Source organism: Pedobacter gandavensis (assembly GCF_032678745.1).
Lineage (GTDB): Bacteria > Bacteroidota > Bacteroidia > Sphingobacteriales > Sphingobacteriaceae > Pedobacter > Pedobacter gandavensis_C.
In genome coordinates this window covers 807,988-826,657 of sequence record NZ_JAVTST010000001.1, presented here as the reverse complement: position 1 = coordinate 826,657, position 18,670 = coordinate 807,988, and the positions used below count along the sequence as shown (strand labels likewise).

Genomic DNA, 18,670 nt, shown 5'->3' with positions numbered 1-18,670 from the left:
TGTTTTTATGATCTTTTGACTGGATTTTTAAATCCTGTTCAGCACAACTGATGTCTTATCTCGTTGATTGGAATCCAAGGATTCCAGGCATTTATTCGCTTAATTTCCATTAATTACCCATGAAGAAAATACTCTTGTTCACAGGCGCGATTGCCTTGTTGAACCTTACAAGCTGTACCACAAAAAAAGAAGAGAAAAAAGAAGAAAGTCAGTATACCATCACCAATGCATTAAAAGCTGATACTTCATTTACTAAAGAATATGTTTCCCAAATTCGCTCCGTGCGGAATATTGAAATCCGCGCCCAGGAAAAAGGCTACCTGCAGAATATTTATGTCGATGAAGGACAGTCTGTTAAAGCTGGTCAGTTGTTATTTCGCATTATGCCTAAATTATACGAAGCAGAATTGTTAAAAGCACAGGCAGAAGTAAAAGCAGCACAAATAGAACTACAAAACGTAAAACTACTGGCCGATAAAAATGTAGTTTCCAGAAACGAACAGGCTATGGCTCAGGCAAAGCTCGATGCCGCTAAAGCAGAAGTTTCCTTAGCAAAACTCCATTTGTCCTTCACCGAGATCAAAGCGCCGTTTGATGGCACAATAGACCGTATTCCACTGAAACTAGGAAGTCTGATTGATGAAGGAGCACTGCTTACCAGCCTTTCTGATAATAGTCAGGTCTTCGCTTATTTCAACGTCTCAGAACCTGAATATCTTGCCTATCAAATGAATGTAAAAGACCGTGGCGACAAGAAAGTAAACCTGCTACTGGCCAACAATCAGCAGCTGCCAGAAAAAGGAAATGTAGAGGTTATTGAAAGTGAGTTCAATAGCGAAACCGGTAACATCGCCTTCAGAGCGAGGTTCCCTAATGCCAATAAACTATTGAAAAATGGTGAAACAGGAAAAATACAGATGCTAGTTCCATTGCGCGATGCGCTGATTATTCCCCAAAAAGCAACTTATGAGATTCAAGACAAAATGTATGTCTTTGTAGTAGGCAACGACAATGTTGTCCATTCCAGAAACATTACTATCGCGTCTGAAATGCCCGACCTATACGTAGTAGGAAGTGGAATTTCTGAAACCGACAAAATCCTTTTGGAAGGTGTTCAGAAAGTAAAAGATGATGAAAAGATCAGGTTTAAATACCAGGACCCTAAAGAAGTCATCTCTCATTTGAGATTAAAAGCGGAATAATAACAAGTCTTTCCAGTTTCAACCTATCATTTAAAATTAAGTAAATGTTCAATAAGTTTATACAAAGGCCAGTCCTTTCTATAGTAATATCGCTCATCATTGTGTTTCTGGGCGCTTTGGCATTAAGCCATCTGCCGGTTACACAATTTCCTTCGATTTCACCGCCAAAGGTGAACATCACCGCAGAATATCCTGGAGCAAACGGTGAATTGATGATCAAATCGGTCATCATTCCATTAGAAAGAGCCATCAATGGTGTTCCAGGTATGAAATACATGGCTTCAGATGCCGGTAATGACGGGGAAGCCACCATTCAGGTGATTTTCAATTTGGGTACAGACCCTAATCAGGCCTCTGTAAACATTCAAAACCGTGTCGCTTCCGTAATCAATAAGCTGCCACCATTAGTGGTACGTGAAGGGGTTAAAATCACGCGTGAGGAATCAAATATGTTGATGTACATCAACTTGTACAGCAAAGATCCAAAGATGGATCAGAAATTCCTCTTCAATTTCGCAGACATCAACGTCCTTTCAGAATTGAAAAGGGTAGATGGTGTTGGGGTTGCCGATATCCTGGGTAACCGGGAGTATGCGATGCGGATCTGGCTAAAACCAGACCGGATGCTGGCCTATAAAATTTCTGCTGATGAGGTATTGGAAGCTTTAAACCAGCAAAGTTTAGAAGCCTCGCCAGGAAAAACAGGTGAAAGCTCCGGAAAAAGATCACAATCATTTGAGTATGTATTGAAATACCCTGGACGATTCACCACCAAAGAAGCTTATGGAGACATCATTTTGCGATCAACTCCACAAGGAGAGATTTTAAGACTAAAAGATGTAGCCAATATCGAGTTTGGAAGTTCGATGTACGACATCTATTCTAATCTGAACGGTAAACCTTCCGCGGCAATTACCGTGAAGCAATCTTATGGCAGTAATGCGAGTCAGGTGATTAAAGACATCAAGACCAAAATGGAGGAGATCAAGAAAACTTCTTTTCCTAAAGGCCTTGATTATGAAATCAGTTATGACGTGTCAAAATTCTTGGATGCGTCCATAGAAAAAGTAATCCATACACTAGTAGAAGCCTTTATTCTGGTTGGCCTGGTGGTTTTCCTATTCTTAGGAGATTGGCGTTCTACTTTGATTCCGGCGATTGCCGTACCCGTATCCCTGATCGGAACATTCGTGTTTATGCAGTTTTTCGGGATTACAATCAACCTGGTCACCTTATTCGCCTTGGTTTTAGCAATTGGAGTCGTCGTCGATGATGCGATTGTGGTGATTGAGGCCGTCCATGCGAAGATGCAGGAACATCATATCTCTGCAAGGAAAGCAACAAAAAAGGTAATGCACGAGATCAGTGGAGCCATTATTGCGATTACCTTTTTGATGGCTGCTGTGTTTATTCCTGTAGCCTTTATGTCTGGTCCTGTAGGGATTTTCTACCGACAATTCTCCATTACCATGGCCACAGCGATCATTCTTTCCGGTATTGTGGCCTTGACGTTAACGCCGGCACTTTGTGCCATTTTGTTGAAAAACCATCATGGAAAAGCAAAGAAAAATAATGCTTTAGATAAGTTTCTTGATGGCTTTAACCGGGCTTTCGACAAGCTTTCCGGGAAGTATCAAAACCTACTTGGGCTTATTGTAAACCGCAAGGCGATTACTTTTGGGGTGTTGCTGGCTTTCTGTGCCGGTACGTATTTCCTGAATAACAGTCTGCCATCCGGATTTATCCCTAATGAAGATCAGGGGATGTTCTATGCCATTATTCAAACGCCTCCGGGTTCATCATTAGAAAGAACCAATGAAATCGCTGAGCGGCTTCAAAAGATCGCTGAAGGTGTAGAAGGAGTGCAATCAGTTTCTGCCCTGGCAGGGTATGAAATCCTGACCGAAGGAACAAGTGCCAACTCCGGAACTTGTTTGATCAACCTGAAAAGCTGGGAAGATCGCAAAAACGGTGTGGAGGAGATCATGAAAGAACTGGAGGAGAAATCCGAGGGGATTTCCGGTGCGACGATTGAATTCTTTCAGCCGCCAGCGGTGCCGGGTTATGGTGCTGCCGGAGGTTTCGAATTGCGCTTGCTGGATAAGGCAGGTTCCGGCGACTTCAAGAAGATGGAAACGGTGAGCAAGAATTTTGTGAAGGAACTGAGTAAACGTCCCGAGCTGTCTTCAGTTTTCACCTTTTATAGTGCCGCCTTCCCACAGTATATGTTACGCGTCGACAATGACATTGCGCAGCAAAAAGGAGTAACAATTGAAAACGCGATGAATACACTTTCCACCCTGGTAGGTAGTAATTATGAAACCAATTTCATCAAATACGATCGTCAGTACAAGGTGATGGTGCAGGCTTTACCACAATACAGAGCCTTACCGGAAGACATCCTGAAACTATATGTTAAAAACAACCGGGATGAAATGGTGCCATTTTCTGCCTTCATGAGAATGGAAAAAGTATATGGTTTGTCGGAAATTACCCGACACAATATGTATAACGCGGCTGAGATCAGTGGTTCAGCAGCTCCTGGTTATAGTAGTGGTGCAGCAATTAATGCCATCAATGAAGTGGCAGAAAAGACTTTACCAAGAGGTTTCAGCATCGATTGGGCTGGTATTTCCAAAGATGAGGTATCCCGTGGCAACGAGGCGATCTACATTTTCCTGATCTGTCTGGGATTTGTTTACCTGATTCTTGCGGCACAGTATGAGAGTTTCATTTTGCCATTAACCGTTATTCTTTCCTTGCCATGCGGGATTTTCGGTGCGTTCTTATTGCTCAAAATTTGCGGTTTAGAGAACAACATCTATGCGCAGGTGGCATTCGTTATGCTCATTGGTTTACTAGGTAAAAATGCGGTACTGATCGTGGAGTTTGCGGTGCAGAAACATCGTGCCGGATCAACGGTATTACAAGCAGCAATGGAAGGCGCAGTAGTGAGGTTCCGTCCGATTCTGATGACTTCATTTGCTTTTATTGCAGGCTTGATTCCATTGGTTTTTGCCAATGGCCCAGGTAAAATCGGAAACCGGACAATTGGTTCTGCAGCTGCCGGTGGGATGCTTTTAGGAACCATTTGTGGTGTATTGATCATCCCAGGCTTGTACTATGTCTTTGGCAGAATCGCTGAAAAACACAAACTCGTTAAAAATGAAGAAGAGAATCCATTAACCGAAGAAATCGATCATAATGTATAAATTTAAGAAAGAACGTTGCCTGATTGCATTGAGCGCTGCACTTGCGGTAGCAGGATGTAAACTGCCTTCGGTTGCAACGAACACCCCAAATACGGCTGTTCCTGAAATTTACAGTAACAGTAAAGACAGCACAAATACCGCTACAATTCCATGGCGTAGTTTTTTCAAGGATCAAAATCTGATAAACCTGATTGATACCGCAATTAAAAACAACCAGGAGCTGAAAATCACGATGCAGGAAATTGAAATTGCAAAGAATGAGATCAGAATAAAAAAAGGGGAGCTATTGCCAAGTGTAGGCCTTCGGGCCGGCACTGGCGTAGAGAAAGTAGGGAGGTATACCAGTCAGGGGGCAGGTGATGCAGGAACGGAAATCGCTCCTGGCAAAGCCGTTCCAGATCCTTTGATGGATTATAATTTATCCGCCTATGCACATTGGGAAGTTGACATTTGGAAGAAACTACGGAATTCAAAAAAAGCCGCTCTGAGCAGGTATTTGTCTTCCGTAGAGGGAAAGAACTTTGCCTTAACCAATCTGATCGCAGAAGTAGCAGACTCATATTATGAGCTTTTGGCCTTGGATAACCAGCTGGAAATTGTAAAACAGAACATCGAATTGCAAAAGAATGCATTAGCAATTGTAAAAGTTCAGAAAGAAGCGGCCAGAGCAACGGAATTGGCGGTTCAGAAATTCCAGGCAGAGGTGCTGACTTCAAAAAGCCTGGAGTTTGAACTACTTCAGAAGACTAAAGAAACGGAAAACCGGATCAACTTTCTGCTGGGGCAATATCCGCAGGAGATCAAAAGAGACAGAGGTAATTTTCTAGATTTACTTCCTGCCATGGTACAGGTTGGTGTTCCTTCACAGCTGTTGGCCAATCGCCCGGATATCAAACAGGCAGAGTTGGAATTGTCGGCCGCAAAGCTGGATGTAAATGTGGCACGTGCCGCGTTCTATCCATCATTGGATATTTCGGCAGCCATAGGATTACAGGCTTTTAAACCGAGTTATTTCCTGAAATTTCCGGAATCGGTATTGTATGCTCTTGCAGGAGATATCGCGGGTCCATTGATCAATAGAAATGCGATCAAGGCCGAGTTTAGTACTGCCAATGCGCGACAATTACAGGCGATGTATAACTACGAACGCAGCATTTTAAACGCTTACCTGGAGGTTTCTAACCAACTTTCAAAGATTGGTAATCTGGATAAAAGTTATGAGCTGAAATCTCAACAGGTGGATGCATTGAATAAGTCGATCGTAGTTTCAAACGATCTGTTTAAGTCCGCCAGAGTGAATTATTTTGAGGTTTTAATGACCCAAAGAGATGCTTTGGAATCTAAACTGGAACTGATTGAAACTAAAAAAGAACAACTGAATGCAGTGGTCCATTTTTACAGGGACCTGGGCGGAGGTTGGAAATAGCCAAGAGAACGCCCCCAGATTTAATAAAAGCCCCCAAAATGAAGTGACCCCAAAAATTTAGACACTATTTTTGGGGGCTTTTTTATAAGGGATAAAGTTTACCTTTATTCCAGATATGCAATTGCCTCCACATCATTCGGTTCAAGGTTTGGTTAAACACTATTTGGTGTTGAGTCAGCAGGCTGCTGTACAACAGCATTACCGGATGTTTTCTGATGGCAATCCAGGTATGGTTTTTCATTTGAAAAACCAGCTATTGCAATGGAATGAGACTAATGAGACACCACAGTTGCAAGCCCGGAGCTTTGTTTACGGACAACTCAGCCATTACAATACACTTGCATCCAATGGAGAGTTGAACATGATTGTCGTGGTTTTACAGCCTCATACCTTATTTACCCATTTCCATATTCCAGCTCATGAGCTAAAAGATCATGCCCTTCCATTGGCTGATTTATTCGGACAGGAAGCCATAGACCTGGAAGAACAGGTGCTTTCTGCGACAACAATTGATAAAGCCATCGCAATCATTGAAATGTTTCTATGGAAAAGGCTCATAGGTTTCAGAACTATAAACCCGGAGCTTGGTAAGGCGATGAACCTAATTTATCAGCATCAGGGACTCATCAGGATCGATCAGATTCTGGAACTTGTTCCGGTAACCGAGCGACAACTCGAACGTAAATTCAGAGAGCATATCGGTACCTCAGCTAAAAGATTTGCAGATACCATTAAGTTTCAGCATTTACTCAAGCTTCTTCAAAAGCAACACGATAAAGAGAAAATAGCGGAATTGATTTATAGGTCTGGATACTACGATCAGGCACACCTGAACAACAACTTCAAAAGAATGACCGGCCTTACTCCAGCTCATTATAAGGACGCCCAGCAACTATTGGCGATCAACCTTATGTCTGTACAATAATTCATTTTGTCGGTTTTATACAAATTTTCATAGGCTGGCATAGGTAGTTTTGAAAACATCTTAAATACCTTAAAAAATGAAAAACATTAAAATAGCATCGGCTCAATTTGAAAACCGTAGTGGAGATAAAGCCTATAACCTTTCTGTAATCGAGCAGCTTAGTAAAGATGCGGCAGCGCAAGGAGCAGAAGCGATTGCCTTCCATGAATGCTCTATTACCGGTTATACCTTCGCCAGACCACTTTCTAAAGCACAAATGCTGGATCTGGCCGAGTTTATACCTGATGGCCCCAGTGTTCAGCGATTAACTGAACTGGCAAAAAAATATAACATTGCCATCCTTGCCGGATTATTCGAAAAAGACGAAAACGACAACCTATTCAAAGCCTACGTTTGCGTGGATCACAGCGGACTGGTCGCTAAACACCGTAAACTACATCCATTTATCAATCCTCATCTGACAGCGGGTAATGAGTATACGGTATTTGAGCTTTATGGCTGGAAATGTGGCATCCTGATCTGTTACGATAATAATATTATCGAAAATGTAAGGGCAACGACCTTACTTGGCGCTCAGGTGATTTTTATGCCGCATGTTACGATGTGCACGCCATCAACCAGGCCAGGGGCAGGCTTTGTAGATGCAGAACTTTGGAAAGATAAACAAGCTAATCAGGAAGTACTACGTGCCGAATTTGATGGTTTAAAAGGGCGGGAATGGTTGATGAAATGGTTACCTGCACGTGCCTACGACAATGCAATATACGCGGTGTTTGCTAACCCGATAGGGATGGATGATGATCAGCTCAAAAACGGATGCTCCATGATTCTGGATCCCTTTGGAGGACTAATGGCCGAATGCAGGTCTTTAGAGAATGAGTTTGTGATTGCAGAACTAAACCCGGAGGCATTGACTATGGCCGGCGGTTCGCGGTATATCCAGGCCAGAAGACCGGAATTGTACAAGGACATTATTGCTGCTGATCATGAGAGTAACCAACAGGTTTCCTGGCTTAAAAAGAATTAAATTCTTTTAAAATTAGAAAGCCTTGTCGATGAACAAGGCTTTCTATTGTTTTTAGATGATGTGCTCACCATCAATGATATTCACCTTTTTACCCATCTTTTTCTGGATGATTTCAAAGTGATGTAAATCATTCTTGCTCACCAATGAAATCGCGTCTCCCGCGGCTTCCGCACGGCCCGTTCTACCGATTCTATGTACATAATCTTTAGGTGATCTAGGCAATTCATAATTGATCACATAAGGAAGGAAATTGATGTCGATCCCTCTGGCCATTAAGTCGGTGGCCACCAATACCCTCAATTTCCCTGATTTAAACAGGTATAAAGATTCTGTTCTGGAGCCCTGGCTTTTCTTGCTATGAATGGCTTTAGCATCAATGTTATTTTTGCGAAGCTTGTTTACCACCGCATCCGCCTGATGCGTAGAAGAGGTAAATACCAATACCTGTTTCATGTCATGGTGGTTAATCAGGTAACGTAAAAACGGCCCTTTTTTCTCCTCAGAAACGATATAAGCCACTTGGTTGATGGTATCCAGTGTATCTTCCTCAGCATCTATTTTAATCACTACAGGCTCATGTAGTAAGATTTGGTTGATACTTTGAATATCAGGACTCAAAGTTGCAGAAAACAATAAGTTCTGACGTTTTTTAGGCAATAAAGCCAGGATTTTATTCAGCTCTTCTTTAAAACCTAAGTTGAGCATCTTGTCTGCCTCGTCCAATACCAGGGTTTCAATATCTGATAAATGCACTGCATTATTGTCTACCAATTCCAATAACCTTCCTGGAGTAGCAACCAATACGTTTACGCCCTGCATTCCCATCATTTGTGGGTTAATAGATACGCCACCATACACTGCTAATGTTTTCACAGGCTTCAGCATTGCCGGACTAAAAGTCTTGAATACTTCTTTTACTTGTTCCGCCAATTCACGCGTAGGCACTAAAACCAATACATCCGCATGGCGATTTTTCACACCAATAGTTTGTTGCAGGTTCATTAAAAGGGGTAAAACATAACTGGCTGTTTTTCCCGAACCGGTTTTTGCAATACCTAAAACGTCTTTTTTATTTAATATAGCTGGAATAGCTGTTTGTTGAATAGGGGTTGGCGCTGTGAAATTCTGATCTGCCAGTGCTTTTAATAAAGCAGGTGACAAACCTAAGGCTGTAAAAGGCATAGTTACTCAATTTTTTGTGTAAAAGTACGCAAAAAACGTCGTTAGCCATGGTTTTTTGCTGAAAGACCAAAAATCAACTAATGGCCAGATGAATCAATACGCCAATCATTGCGGAGGAAGCAAAGCTAACCAATGTTCCTACCAACACATATTCCGTCTTTAACTGCGTATTATTTTCCTTTTCACTGAACCTTAGGATGGATTTTGCAGTAATCAGGAAGCCAATAGCCGTGTACTGGCCCATAATCACAAAAGTAAGGATCAATATCCTTTCGCAGATTCCGATCCATTTACCGGCATTTTCCAGACCTAATTCCTGTTCTTCATTGCTTTTAGGGATTTCGGCTAGCGGAACAGTTTCCTTTTCATCGCCATTATTTTCCCTTTCTAATATCGCTGCTGCTAAATTGGCCGCGGCAGCTACTGCCCGTTCTTTTTCCAAGCTGATCTGGTCTCTCCATTTTTGAGTGGCTTTGCCGATAATGATGCCTAGTGGGAAGCTGATAAAGATGTATCCCGTTGTGATGATCCAGAATTTAGGATTATTGATGAGCTGTTCGAAGCCGGAATAGGTACTAGCCCATTTGTGTTCGATGCCTAGACTAAGCAGTACAATAACCAGCAGGTGTGCCATTTGGTCTATGATGAAATAACTGAATCTGGCTTTATCAGTTTTTGATTTCAGGTAATCAATGATCAGGTGGGATAAAAATATGACTACCGGGATCAGCCAATTGCTGTATAATCCGGAGAGCAGGTAGGCCACTGCAGCGGTTACAAATACATGTAGGTAAAGTTTTGTGGACCTTCCTTGTTTCTGCTCCCGATCGGTTACCCAGCTTTTGGGTTGAAACACGAAATCGGTGAGCAAATGTGCAACGATCAATCTGAGTAGTAAATTCGTCTCCATTATTCCTGTTGTACTAAGTCTGCGATATATTTGATGCTGGGCTCAAATTCTTTCCAGCCTGCAGATTTTAACCTGCTATTAACTGAGGGTTGGGATAGGGAGAGGATTTTTGCGGTCTCTTTTTGGGTTTTTCCTTCCAAAAGCAAATAAATTACCTCAGACTGTCCTTTTGTCCATTTTTCTATATATTTATTAACAAAGTTAAGTATTATTTTAATTCCGTCGTTTTTTAATTCATTATTGGTATGAATAGTTAGAAATTCTTCTTCTTTCATGGTGTCAAAGTTTCTGCCAGAGAGATGAAATGCTTCCCCATCAGAATTCAGGACATTTTTACCTAAATAGGCCACTTTACCAATCCCTATAGAAATCCGGGTGCTGAGATAGATTTTAGCGGCTTCATCAGAATGCTTTTTAAACCAACAGATGAGTTGGATGCTTTTGGTGATGGCCTCCTGTATATTTTCAAATAAGACCTGATAGCTATCGCCTCTGAATATTTCTGCATTTTCCTTTGCTTTGATCCAGGTCTTTAAAAGTTTTCCTGTATCCTCAATAAGTTCTTTCCTTTTGGCTGCAGAGAGCTTGGTGAAGTTGATGATGTCTCCGGTGATGACAGCTTTGGTTTTCATGTTTTAGGCTTAAATATCCTATAAATATAGAGTGTTTACTCTATAATTGCAAAATATAGAACAAACACTCTATATTTGATGATTATAGAGTGTTTACTCTATATTTTGCCATGAAATCAGGGAAAATAGCCACACACCTGGGGAATTCCCGGGAGGGCCCAGGTGTGTGAATCATTTTAAAATTTAATCAATAGTTTTTCAGTCATCAGCTTATTGTTCTGATAATACTCAAAAAACCATTCGCCATTTCTCTTAAAAACGATGCCATGGCTTGTTGCGTTGTTCGCGATAAATGACTCAGGAACGGTGCTGTTTAATAGGGTCAATACAACTTTAGGTTCCGTATTGATCAACTGAAAACCGTTAGTGATAGGTTGCGCATATAAAGTACCTGCAGCAGCAACTACTTCAGAGCTGATCGGACGAGTTGCTACAGCAGCCGGAATAACTACAGGTGGAGCAACTACGGCTGTTTGCTGTGGCGCCTGCATAGTAGTAGGCATCGTAGTAGCCACATAATTTAAGGTATCCAATGAAGTAAAGGCATCTCTAAGTGCGAAATTATAAGAGGTTTTATACTCTTTTTCCCTGCTTTTACCTTCCTTACTCTTAAACAGAATATTGCCCTGGCAATCCTTTAATACGAAAGTAAGATTGGTAGTAAACATTGTTTTTCTTTCTGTTAGCTCCAGGTTTAGCGCCTGGCATTTGTTGTTGGCAATGTCTGCAGGCAGCTCTGCATTGTCAAAATAGGGGGTAAATCCTTTTTGTTCGACAAGAAATTTAGCAAGGTCATTTAACCCGTAAAGGTTAGGCGATTTAAGGAAACTAAATTTTTCAGGAATGACTACATATTTGTAGTTGTTCAGACTTTGCTGTGCGAACCCGGAGCAAGTGAAAAATAAAAAGAGAATAAAAAGATATCTTTTCATATATGGTTTTGTTAAAAATAATTTGAAATAAGTAATCAAATATAGAAATCTGTTTGTGCTAAAGAAAGAAGCTCGGCAACGATTGCATAGTTTTTTATGCAAGCAATCTTTCTTCTAGCATCAACAGTCTTGTAAATACGATCACCACTAATCAAGTAAAACCATGATAAAATCTAATTATACTATTGATGCTTCCTACTGGTTGATCACTTTATCAACCTCTAATCTTGCGAAGGTCATCATCAGAGATCCTTACTTTTACAATCTTTTCGTTGACATCACAGTAATAAACATAGCCTTCTACGTTAATATCCTGTTTGCTTTTAAAGGGTTTTACCGCAACAAATGCTTTCCATTTATCTGGCCCACCTACAATATTATCAAAGGTTTTTTCGCAGGCAGAACGTTCACGTGCCTTTTTACCATCAATGCCATCACCTTCATAGCTGCCTTTGAAATAGCGATAATTCCTGGCTATAGCTTCATTCTCCAAACCATGATATTTGAAGGCCACCATCTCCACCGCTTGTCGGTATGATTTTTCAGGAATAGGAACACTTTCCTTAGTTTTTACATTGTACAATTTTACAGCTCCAAAAGAATGGGTAAACCAGTCAACTTTTGAAAAGCCATAACTCACCAGGAACCAGTTTCCATAAAAATGTACGATACGAGAAATCGAATCTGAATTAAACACCCTTTTGAACTGCGAATTCACCAGGTCATAGGGTTTATAACTCCCTGCATTTGAAGCGTATTCAAAGAAAGGATGACTAGGGGCAGTGACTGAATTTTTCATCTGAACGACGCCATAATTAGCCGGAAAATTATTCCTGGATATCGTTCCATCTTCCATATATGTTCCTTCTACCGCCCAATAAGGTAGACCAGCAGCTAAGAGCAGGTCCTCCTTTGTTACCGCATTTCTAAATGCGGCATCACCTGAAGAAGCGGTCATGTAGACCATTTTACCAGGTACCATAGGCTTCTTTTCCACAGGTTTCTTAGGATTGGCAGCAACAGCACTAGTCTTTGGCATCGTCACAAAGACTTCAGTGGATTTGTTATCTTCATTAGCCTTTTTCATTTTTTCTTTATGCTTTGCATCAGCAGCAATTTTATCTGCTTTCCACTTCAATGCCAGTCTTTCTGAGTTCGCTTTATCAGCAATTGCTTTATCCTTTTTTTCCTTTTCTCTCTCTGCATCGCAGACTTTACATTGAGCAGAGGCACTCTCATCTCTTGCGGTACCTTTACCGTTTTTAGCATATTTACACCAACCAGGCTGTAGGTTGTGCTTTTGGGCATAGGTACTGAAAGTGATCAGCATAAATGCCAATATCAGGGTAAATTTGAAGGCGTGTTTCATAGCAATTAGATTTTAATATTTTCCTGGTAAGGACACAAAATTACCGCATTGAGCAATTTCTATATATACCTACAAAGGCGTATTTTTAAGAAAGCACTTCTATTTGAAATAGGAATGAGTAATTTAGGATATGCGCTGGAAACTAATAATATGCGGTTTATTGCTTTTGATGTGTTCTGCTGTACAAGCACAATTGCAGATTTCTAGTAATGGCCGACCGGTAGATTATAAAACTGCAAAGATTCAATACTTGCTTACTTCCGCTGCCGATTTTAGTGATGAGAAACTACTAAAACTACAGCAGGAGTCATGGAAGGCCTTAACCAGTACCAAAACTCCAATTAGTTATACTCCTTACAGTGTATGGCTTAAAATCCCGATCAACAGTGTATTAAAATATAATAATTTCAACTTTGTAGACCTCCACAATCCCCATATCAACTTCTTGAAATGTTGGATTGTTAAAGACGGAAAGATCATCAGGAGATTTGAGCGGACTGGTGATAATCTTCCTTTTTCCACACGGCCTTTACCAACTTCTACTTTCGTATACCCAATAGAAGGATTTCTTTATCAGGGGGCTGATCTGATTATTGCGACCGACAAACGTTATACGAAGCTAGATTTGCCGATATGTTTCTATACTGAAAGTCAGTACCTTAAAGAAACGCAATCCCGAAGCTTAATGGTTGGCTTATCTATTGGAATTTTGCTTTTTGCCCTCATTTTTAATTTCTACCTATTCCTCAGCATTCGACAAAACCTCTACTTATGGTATAGCTTTTATTTGTTGATGGTGATCTTTTATCTGGGTACCAATATGGGGGAGTTGTTTAAATATTTTTATCCGGAATACCCCTTTATGAATGACATTATCAGGCCAGCAGTCTTTGCCTTTAGCTTTGTCCCGCAAGTTCAGTTCTTTAATGAATTGATGGATTTAAAAACAAGAATGCCTAAAGTTTATCGCTTCAATATATGGCTGCTGACAGGTTTTATCGCCTTGTTTTTGATCGCAATACTCACTTCTGCCTCTGGTAATTACCTGATACAAAGCTATTGGGTGCATGCCAATAGAATTATTTACCCTCTGGTGTTGCTGATCATCTTACTCGAAGCGCTTTATTGCTTCCAACAGCATTTGAAGTATTCCATATTCGCAGTAGTCTCTTTTGCTGGAATTGTGGTGTTTATTACCATTTACATACTCCAGCAGGCAGAGTTACTTCCCCGGAATAATTTTACAATTAACGCAGTTTATACCGGCTTGTTTTTTGAAGGAATGGTGATGGCCCTGGCCTTGGCATGGCGCTTTAAATCTTATAAAGAAGATTCCGAGCGAATGTTAGTCGAGCATCAACTTCAACAAGAGAATATTTTTACGGAGACTGCTAGTTATCAGCAAAAAGAAATGCAAAGGATGTCCTCTTTATTGCATGATACCGTAGGTGCAAACCTAGGGTTTTTAAGATTGGAAACAGACAATATGCCATTAACGGAGGAGGGAAGGGCTAAGATTGCCACGGCCATCACCCAATTAGGGCATGAAGTCCGCGCGATGAGTCATGGCTTTTCTCCCTTGGTTTTACAGCACAAAGGACTTTACCAATGCATTGCAGAAATGGTACAACTGATCAAAAGAAATGATAAGATTGACCTGCAGTTCGAATGGCTGGGTAATAAAGATGGAATGACGATTCAGCATGAAATTCTTATTTACCGGATGGTTCAGGAGATTTTACAAAACCTGCTAAAGCATTCTAAAGCAACATCAGGATTCCTGCAAATCATCATAGAACAAGGCTTAGTTTCCATATATGCAGAAGACAATGGGGTGGGTTTGAAAGACAACGAGGTAAATGATGGAGTAGGTTTGAAAAGTCTGGAAAACCTGGTCAACTTGTTAAAAGGAAGTTTTAGTATTGATAGCGGAGAAAATAAGGGTTTTAGTATTTCCATTGAATTTAATCAGCCAAAGAATGAAAACATATAGCATTGGAATCACAGATGACCATCTTTTATTTGCTCAGGGAATTAGTAACCTGATTGCCAACAGACCTGATCTGAACCTGACTTTCGTTGCGGCTTCCGTACCGGAAATGTTCGATTATTTAGCGCAGCAGCCAGTAGATTTTTTACTGCTTGATATCAATCTGCCCCCACATAATGGACTGGATCTTTTAACTCAGCTGAAACACGAGCATAAGAAGATGAAAATCATGATTCTTTCCATGTACCAGCCGGCGGATATTGGATTGGATTTGACCAATTTTAAAGGGGATGCCTATGTGCTGAAAATATCAGGGAAGGATATTCTGGAAGCAGCATTTGATGCCATGAGTAAGGGAATTCAATATTTTGACCCAAATATCATTCTGAAACAAACACAAGAAGACGCTTTTACCCAGCAATTGAGACTCACCAAAAGGGAGAAAGAAATTATCTCCCTGATCGCTTTAGGAAAAACCAGTAAAGAAATTGCAGGGATGTTGTTTTTAAGTGAGCTGACCATTAAAACCCACCGAAAAAACATCTCTGAAAAGCTGGGGACAAAAAATGTAGTCGATTTGCTAGCTAAGTTTAAGCCTCAATAATGTCGTAAACCACAACTTTTGACCATAGATGACTGTATTTTTCAATGAATTCCAGGTGTATGGGATGAGTTTGGTAAATCGCTTGTCCAGCCAGATCTTTAAAAAATAACAGTTCTGAAACTCCCCAACTGCTGTCTACCACATCGCGTTTCTCTGTATCAGCAGTGATTCCTACGTGTAACTGTTGAATACTCGGGATCTTTTTTAACGTTTTTACCCCTTGAACCAATTGGTCACGGTCTGCCTTAGAATCTGGATTTTTTAACCAGAAAAACACATGATGCAGCACCGGATAATTCTCTTTTCCAGTTGATAAAGGCATTGCTGATGCTGCTGTTCCTACTGCAATCACCGCAGCAGCGGTTCCAATAAATTTTCTACGGTTAGACTTGTTCATAAGGCTGAATATATAAAAAAGAAATCATATCCGATGAATGCTAAGCCTCAATAGCTGAACTCATAATGGTCTTATGCTTTTTTCCCCAATTGCTCAACTGCGACCAGATCGGTATCAATTCTTGTGCAACAGCCGTCAACTCATAATCTACCCTTGGTGGCACCTCTGCATAAACCGTTCGTTTCACTAAACCGTCCTTTTCCAGTTCTCTGAGTTATCACCGGTGTCGTTTCCTCATTTTCACCTCCTTTCTGGCTGTTGATTTTGGTGCGGTTGTTACCCGCCTTTTTGCAACCGGTGTATATTGCCTCCGCTTTATCCGTAGCCGTTTCACAAGGTGACAAGAGCAACGAAAATGAGCTGATGAGTATTGTTTTCAGCGGTGTAGCTATTGCGATGGTCACAACAGTTCCATTTGCCACTTATTTAGCCAGCCAATTTTCCTGGGAATATTCCTTTATGCTGCAATCTGTGGTGAGTTTAGTAGCCCTGGCGGGGATTTATTTTCTATTGCCTTCTATGCCAATAACTGAAAAACACTCTTTTGGGAGTCAGCTCAAGATCCTCCGTCAACCTATATTTATAGCCAGTACGGCAATGAATTTCTTTATGATATCAGGCTGGTTTTCAACTTATAGTTATTTTGCGGAGTATTTGAATAAAGCAAAATTTATGGACAATACCATGGTCAGTTATATGCTGTTTTTATTCGGACTGATTGGGGTATTTGCCAATTGGGTTGCCGGTAAAATGCTGAATAAGAGCGTGACAAAAACTACTGCATTTTTCCTTTCAGGGACTATTATTATCCCTGTATTGTTGCATTTTTCTGGTGGAAATACCATTGCAACAATTGCTGTAGTCGGAATCTGGGGATTTCTCTATTCACCAAGTTTCCTCAATGCCTCTACTTATATGATTTCTTCCGTTCCTAAATCATTGGAATTCGCGAATAGTCTGGCCACTTCTTTTGGCAATCTAGGCGTTACCTTAGGAACCACCCTTGGCGGCTGGATCATTGCCACAAGAGGAGTGAGCTATACCCCATGGATTACCGTAGTATTTGGGATCTTAGCATTCCTTATGATCGCATGGCGAAGCTATTTGGAAAGAGCCGACAAAGCCACAACAAAAGACATTATGTGTCAGGCAGAATGATCAACAGCGCTTCTAAACCTGGTTAGGAAGCGCTTGCGCTTTAATTTTTGTTAATTCTTTTGAGAGTAACACGAATTGGTTATTTTGTGCTGGACAGACCTAGACTGCCTCCAAAATAACCAATTATGAATTACCTTAAACACACCTTGTATGTTGCTGCTTTTCTCCTCGCTAGCGCAACATCCTTATCTGCTCAACAAAAAACCTTAGTAAAACCAAATATTATTTTCATCATGGCTGATGACCATACCTCTCAATCCTGGGGGATTTATGGAGGCGTATTGAAAGACTATGTGGTCAATAAAAACATCAAAAGAATGGCGGCAGAAGGTGCGGTTTTAAACAATGCTTTTTGCACCAACTCTATCTGTGTACCGAGCAGGGCAACCATCATGACCGGCCAATACAGTCAGAAAAACAACGTATATACCCTTGGCGACGGTCTGAATCCAGAACATCCAAGCATTGCAAAAGTCCTGCAAAGCAATGGCTATCAAACCGCATTAATTGGCAAATGGCACCTCAAACAAAGGCCTGCAGGCTTTGACCATTTCCTAGTCATGGACAATCAGGGGGTATATTTCAACCCCACATTCAAGACAGATAAAGATTGGAAAGATGATGGAGAAACAGCAGGAACAGTCCATAAAGGCTACAACACAGACCTGGTTACTGATTACTCCCTGGATTGGTTAAACCAGCGCGATACCAGCAAACCTTTCTTCATGATGACACATTTCAAAGCGACACATGAACCCTGGGAATACCCGGAAAGATACAATGACCTCTACGCCGGACAAATGATCCCTGAGCCGGTTTCTATCCTCGATTTCGGACCAGAAACGAATGGAAGAAGCTTTAAAGGACAGGACCTGGAAGATCTCGAAAAACGTTGGGAACAATACCAGAAAAGCCCAAATACCTACTGGACGACTTACCCGGGGATGCCTTTCGATATTAAAGGTTTAGACAGCATTCAGGCACGTAAGAAAATCTATCAGAAAATGGTGAAAGATTACCTGCGTTGTGCAGCAGCAATTGATGATAACATTGGTAGGGTACTGGATTACCTGAAAAGTAATGGCCTGGCAGAAAATACCATTGTCATTTATACTTCTGATCAAGGCTACTTTTTAGGAGAACATGGTTTCTTTGATAAGCGGATGATGTATGAAGAATCCGCAAGAATGCCTTTTGTGATCTGCTATCCTAAGGAAATCAAAGGAGGAACAAGATTAAACGACCTGGTAATGAATATCGATTTCGCAGCCTTATTCGCGGATTATGCAGGCATCAAAAAACCTGATTTTATCCAGGGAGAGAGTTTCAGGGATAACTTAAAAGGGAAAACACCAAAGTCATGGCGAAAATCTGTTTACTACCGCTACTGGGAGCATAGCAAAGACAGACCAGCACATTTTGGCCTTAGAAACGAACGCTATAAACTCATCTTTTACTACGGACAAGGTTTAGGGATGAAAGATGCTTCTAATGTAGCTACAACACCTGCATGGGAGTTTTATGACCTCTTAAAGGATCCAAAAGAATTAAAAAACGCGATCCATAATCCGGAATACCGGCAAAAGATCTCCGCGATGAAAGTCGAATTGCTGAAGCAGAAAGCAGCAAGTGGCGATGACGATTCTTCCAGACCGGTAATGAAAGAAATCATGGCTAAATATTGGGATAAGTAAGTGCTTATCT

General features: G+C 41.0%; 16 protein-coding genes. 9 read left to right on the top strand and 7 right to left on the bottom strand.

Annotation, left to right across the window (positions count from 1 at the left end):
• The first annotated feature begins 119 nt into the window (after positions 1-119).
• The 5 genes from R2S10_RS03235 to R2S10_RS03215 all read left to right on the top strand — a co-directional run bounded on the left by R2S10_RS03235 (position 120) and on the right by R2S10_RS03215 (position 7,792).
• The gene (locus R2S10_RS03235; protein WP_316839002.1) at positions 120-1,202 is read left to right on the top strand and encodes an efflux RND transporter periplasmic adaptor subunit; all 1,083 of its coding nucleotides are present in this window, start codon (positions 120-122) and stop codon (positions 1,200-1,202) included.
• 44 nt (positions 1,203-1,246) lie between these two features.
• Positions 1,247-4,414, top strand: a complete 3,168-nt coding sequence (locus R2S10_RS03230; protein ID WP_316839001.1) for an efflux RND transporter permease subunit — start codon at positions 1,247-1,249, stop codon at positions 4,412-4,414.
• Positions 4,407-5,840, top strand: a complete 1,434-nt coding sequence (locus R2S10_RS03225; protein ID WP_316839000.1) for an efflux transporter outer membrane subunit — start codon at positions 4,407-4,409, stop codon at positions 5,838-5,840. The genes R2S10_RS03230 and R2S10_RS03225 overlap by 8 nt, the downstream gene beginning before the upstream one ends.
• A gap of 115 nt (positions 5,841-5,955) precedes the next feature.
• Complete coding sequence (locus R2S10_RS03220; RefSeq protein WP_316838999.1) at positions 5,956-6,765, top strand: helix-turn-helix domain-containing protein; 810 nt, start codon at positions 5,956-5,958, stop codon at positions 6,763-6,765.
• 76 nt (positions 6,766-6,841) lie between these two features.
• The gene (locus R2S10_RS03215; RefSeq protein ID WP_316838998.1) at positions 6,842-7,792 is read left to right on the top strand and encodes a nitrilase family protein; all 951 of its coding nucleotides are present in this window, start codon (positions 6,842-6,844) and stop codon (positions 7,790-7,792) included.
• 51 nt (positions 7,793-7,843) lie between these two features.
• On the opposite strand, the gene R2S10_RS03210 is transcribed toward R2S10_RS03215, so the two are convergent.
• The 5 genes from R2S10_RS03210 to R2S10_RS03190 form a co-directional block, all read right to left on the bottom strand.
• Positions 7,844-8,974, bottom strand: coding sequence for a DEAD/DEAH box helicase (locus tag R2S10_RS03210; RefSeq protein ID WP_316838997.1), 1,131 nt, complete (start codon positions 8,972-8,974; stop codon positions 7,844-7,846).
• 73 nt (positions 8,975-9,047) lie between these two features.
• Positions 9,048-9,884, bottom strand: a complete 837-nt coding sequence (locus tag R2S10_RS03205) for a DUF3307 domain-containing protein (RefSeq protein WP_316838996.1) — start codon at positions 9,882-9,884, stop codon at positions 9,048-9,050.
• The gene (locus R2S10_RS03200) at positions 9,884-10,516 is read right to left on the bottom strand and encodes a hypothetical protein (RefSeq protein WP_316838995.1); all 633 of its coding nucleotides are present in this window, start codon (positions 10,514-10,516) and stop codon (positions 9,884-9,886) included. Before R2S10_RS03200 ends, R2S10_RS03205 begins: the two co-directional genes overlap by 1 nt.
• Before the next feature lie 176 nt (positions 10,517-10,692).
• On the bottom strand, positions 10,693-11,448 hold the full coding sequence (locus tag R2S10_RS03195) for a hypothetical protein (protein ID WP_316838994.1): 756 nt from the start codon (positions 11,446-11,448) through the stop codon (positions 10,693-10,695).
• A gap of 214 nt (positions 11,449-11,662) precedes the next feature.
• Complete coding sequence (locus tag R2S10_RS03190; protein WP_316838993.1) at positions 11,663-12,817, bottom strand: hypothetical protein; 1,155 nt, start codon at positions 12,815-12,817, stop codon at positions 11,663-11,665.
• A 169-nt stretch (positions 12,818-12,986) separates the two neighbouring features.
• Between R2S10_RS03190 and R2S10_RS03185 the strand changes: the two genes are divergently transcribed.
• A complete protein-coding gene (locus tag R2S10_RS03185; RefSeq protein ID WP_316838992.1) occupies positions 12,987-14,810 on the top strand; it encodes a 7TM diverse intracellular signaling domain-containing protein in 1,824 nt (607 codons plus the stop codon).
• Positions 14,797-15,411, top strand: coding sequence for a response regulator transcription factor (locus R2S10_RS03180; RefSeq protein ID WP_316838991.1), 615 nt, complete (start codon positions 14,797-14,799; stop codon positions 15,409-15,411). The genes R2S10_RS03185 and R2S10_RS03180 overlap by 14 nt, the downstream gene beginning before the upstream one ends.
• On the opposite strand, the gene R2S10_RS03175 is transcribed toward R2S10_RS03180, so the two are convergent.
• Positions 15,398-15,808 (bottom strand): Dabb family protein, encoded by a 411-nt coding sequence (locus tag R2S10_RS03175; RefSeq protein ID WP_316838990.1) that lies wholly within the window; start codon positions 15,806-15,808, stop codon positions 15,398-15,400. The genes R2S10_RS03180 and R2S10_RS03175 overlap by 14 nt on opposite strands.
• A gap of 40 nt (positions 15,809-15,848) precedes the next feature.
• A complete protein-coding gene (locus R2S10_RS03170; protein ID WP_410478939.1) occupies positions 15,849-15,995 on the bottom strand; it encodes a winged helix-turn-helix transcriptional regulator in 147 nt (48 codons plus the stop codon).
• 29 nt (positions 15,996-16,024) lie between these two features.
• Here R2S10_RS03170 and R2S10_RS03165 point away from each other — a divergent pair, with 29 nt between their 5' ends.
• Complete coding sequence (locus R2S10_RS03165; protein WP_316839870.1) at positions 16,025-16,966, top strand: MFS transporter; 942 nt, start codon at positions 16,025-16,027, stop codon at positions 16,964-16,966.
• 125 nt (positions 16,967-17,091) lie between these two features.
• A complete protein-coding gene (locus R2S10_RS03160) occupies positions 17,092-18,660 on the top strand; it encodes a sulfatase (protein ID WP_316838989.1) in 1,569 nt (522 codons plus the stop codon).
• The last annotated feature ends 10 nt before the right edge of the window (positions 18,661-18,670 follow it).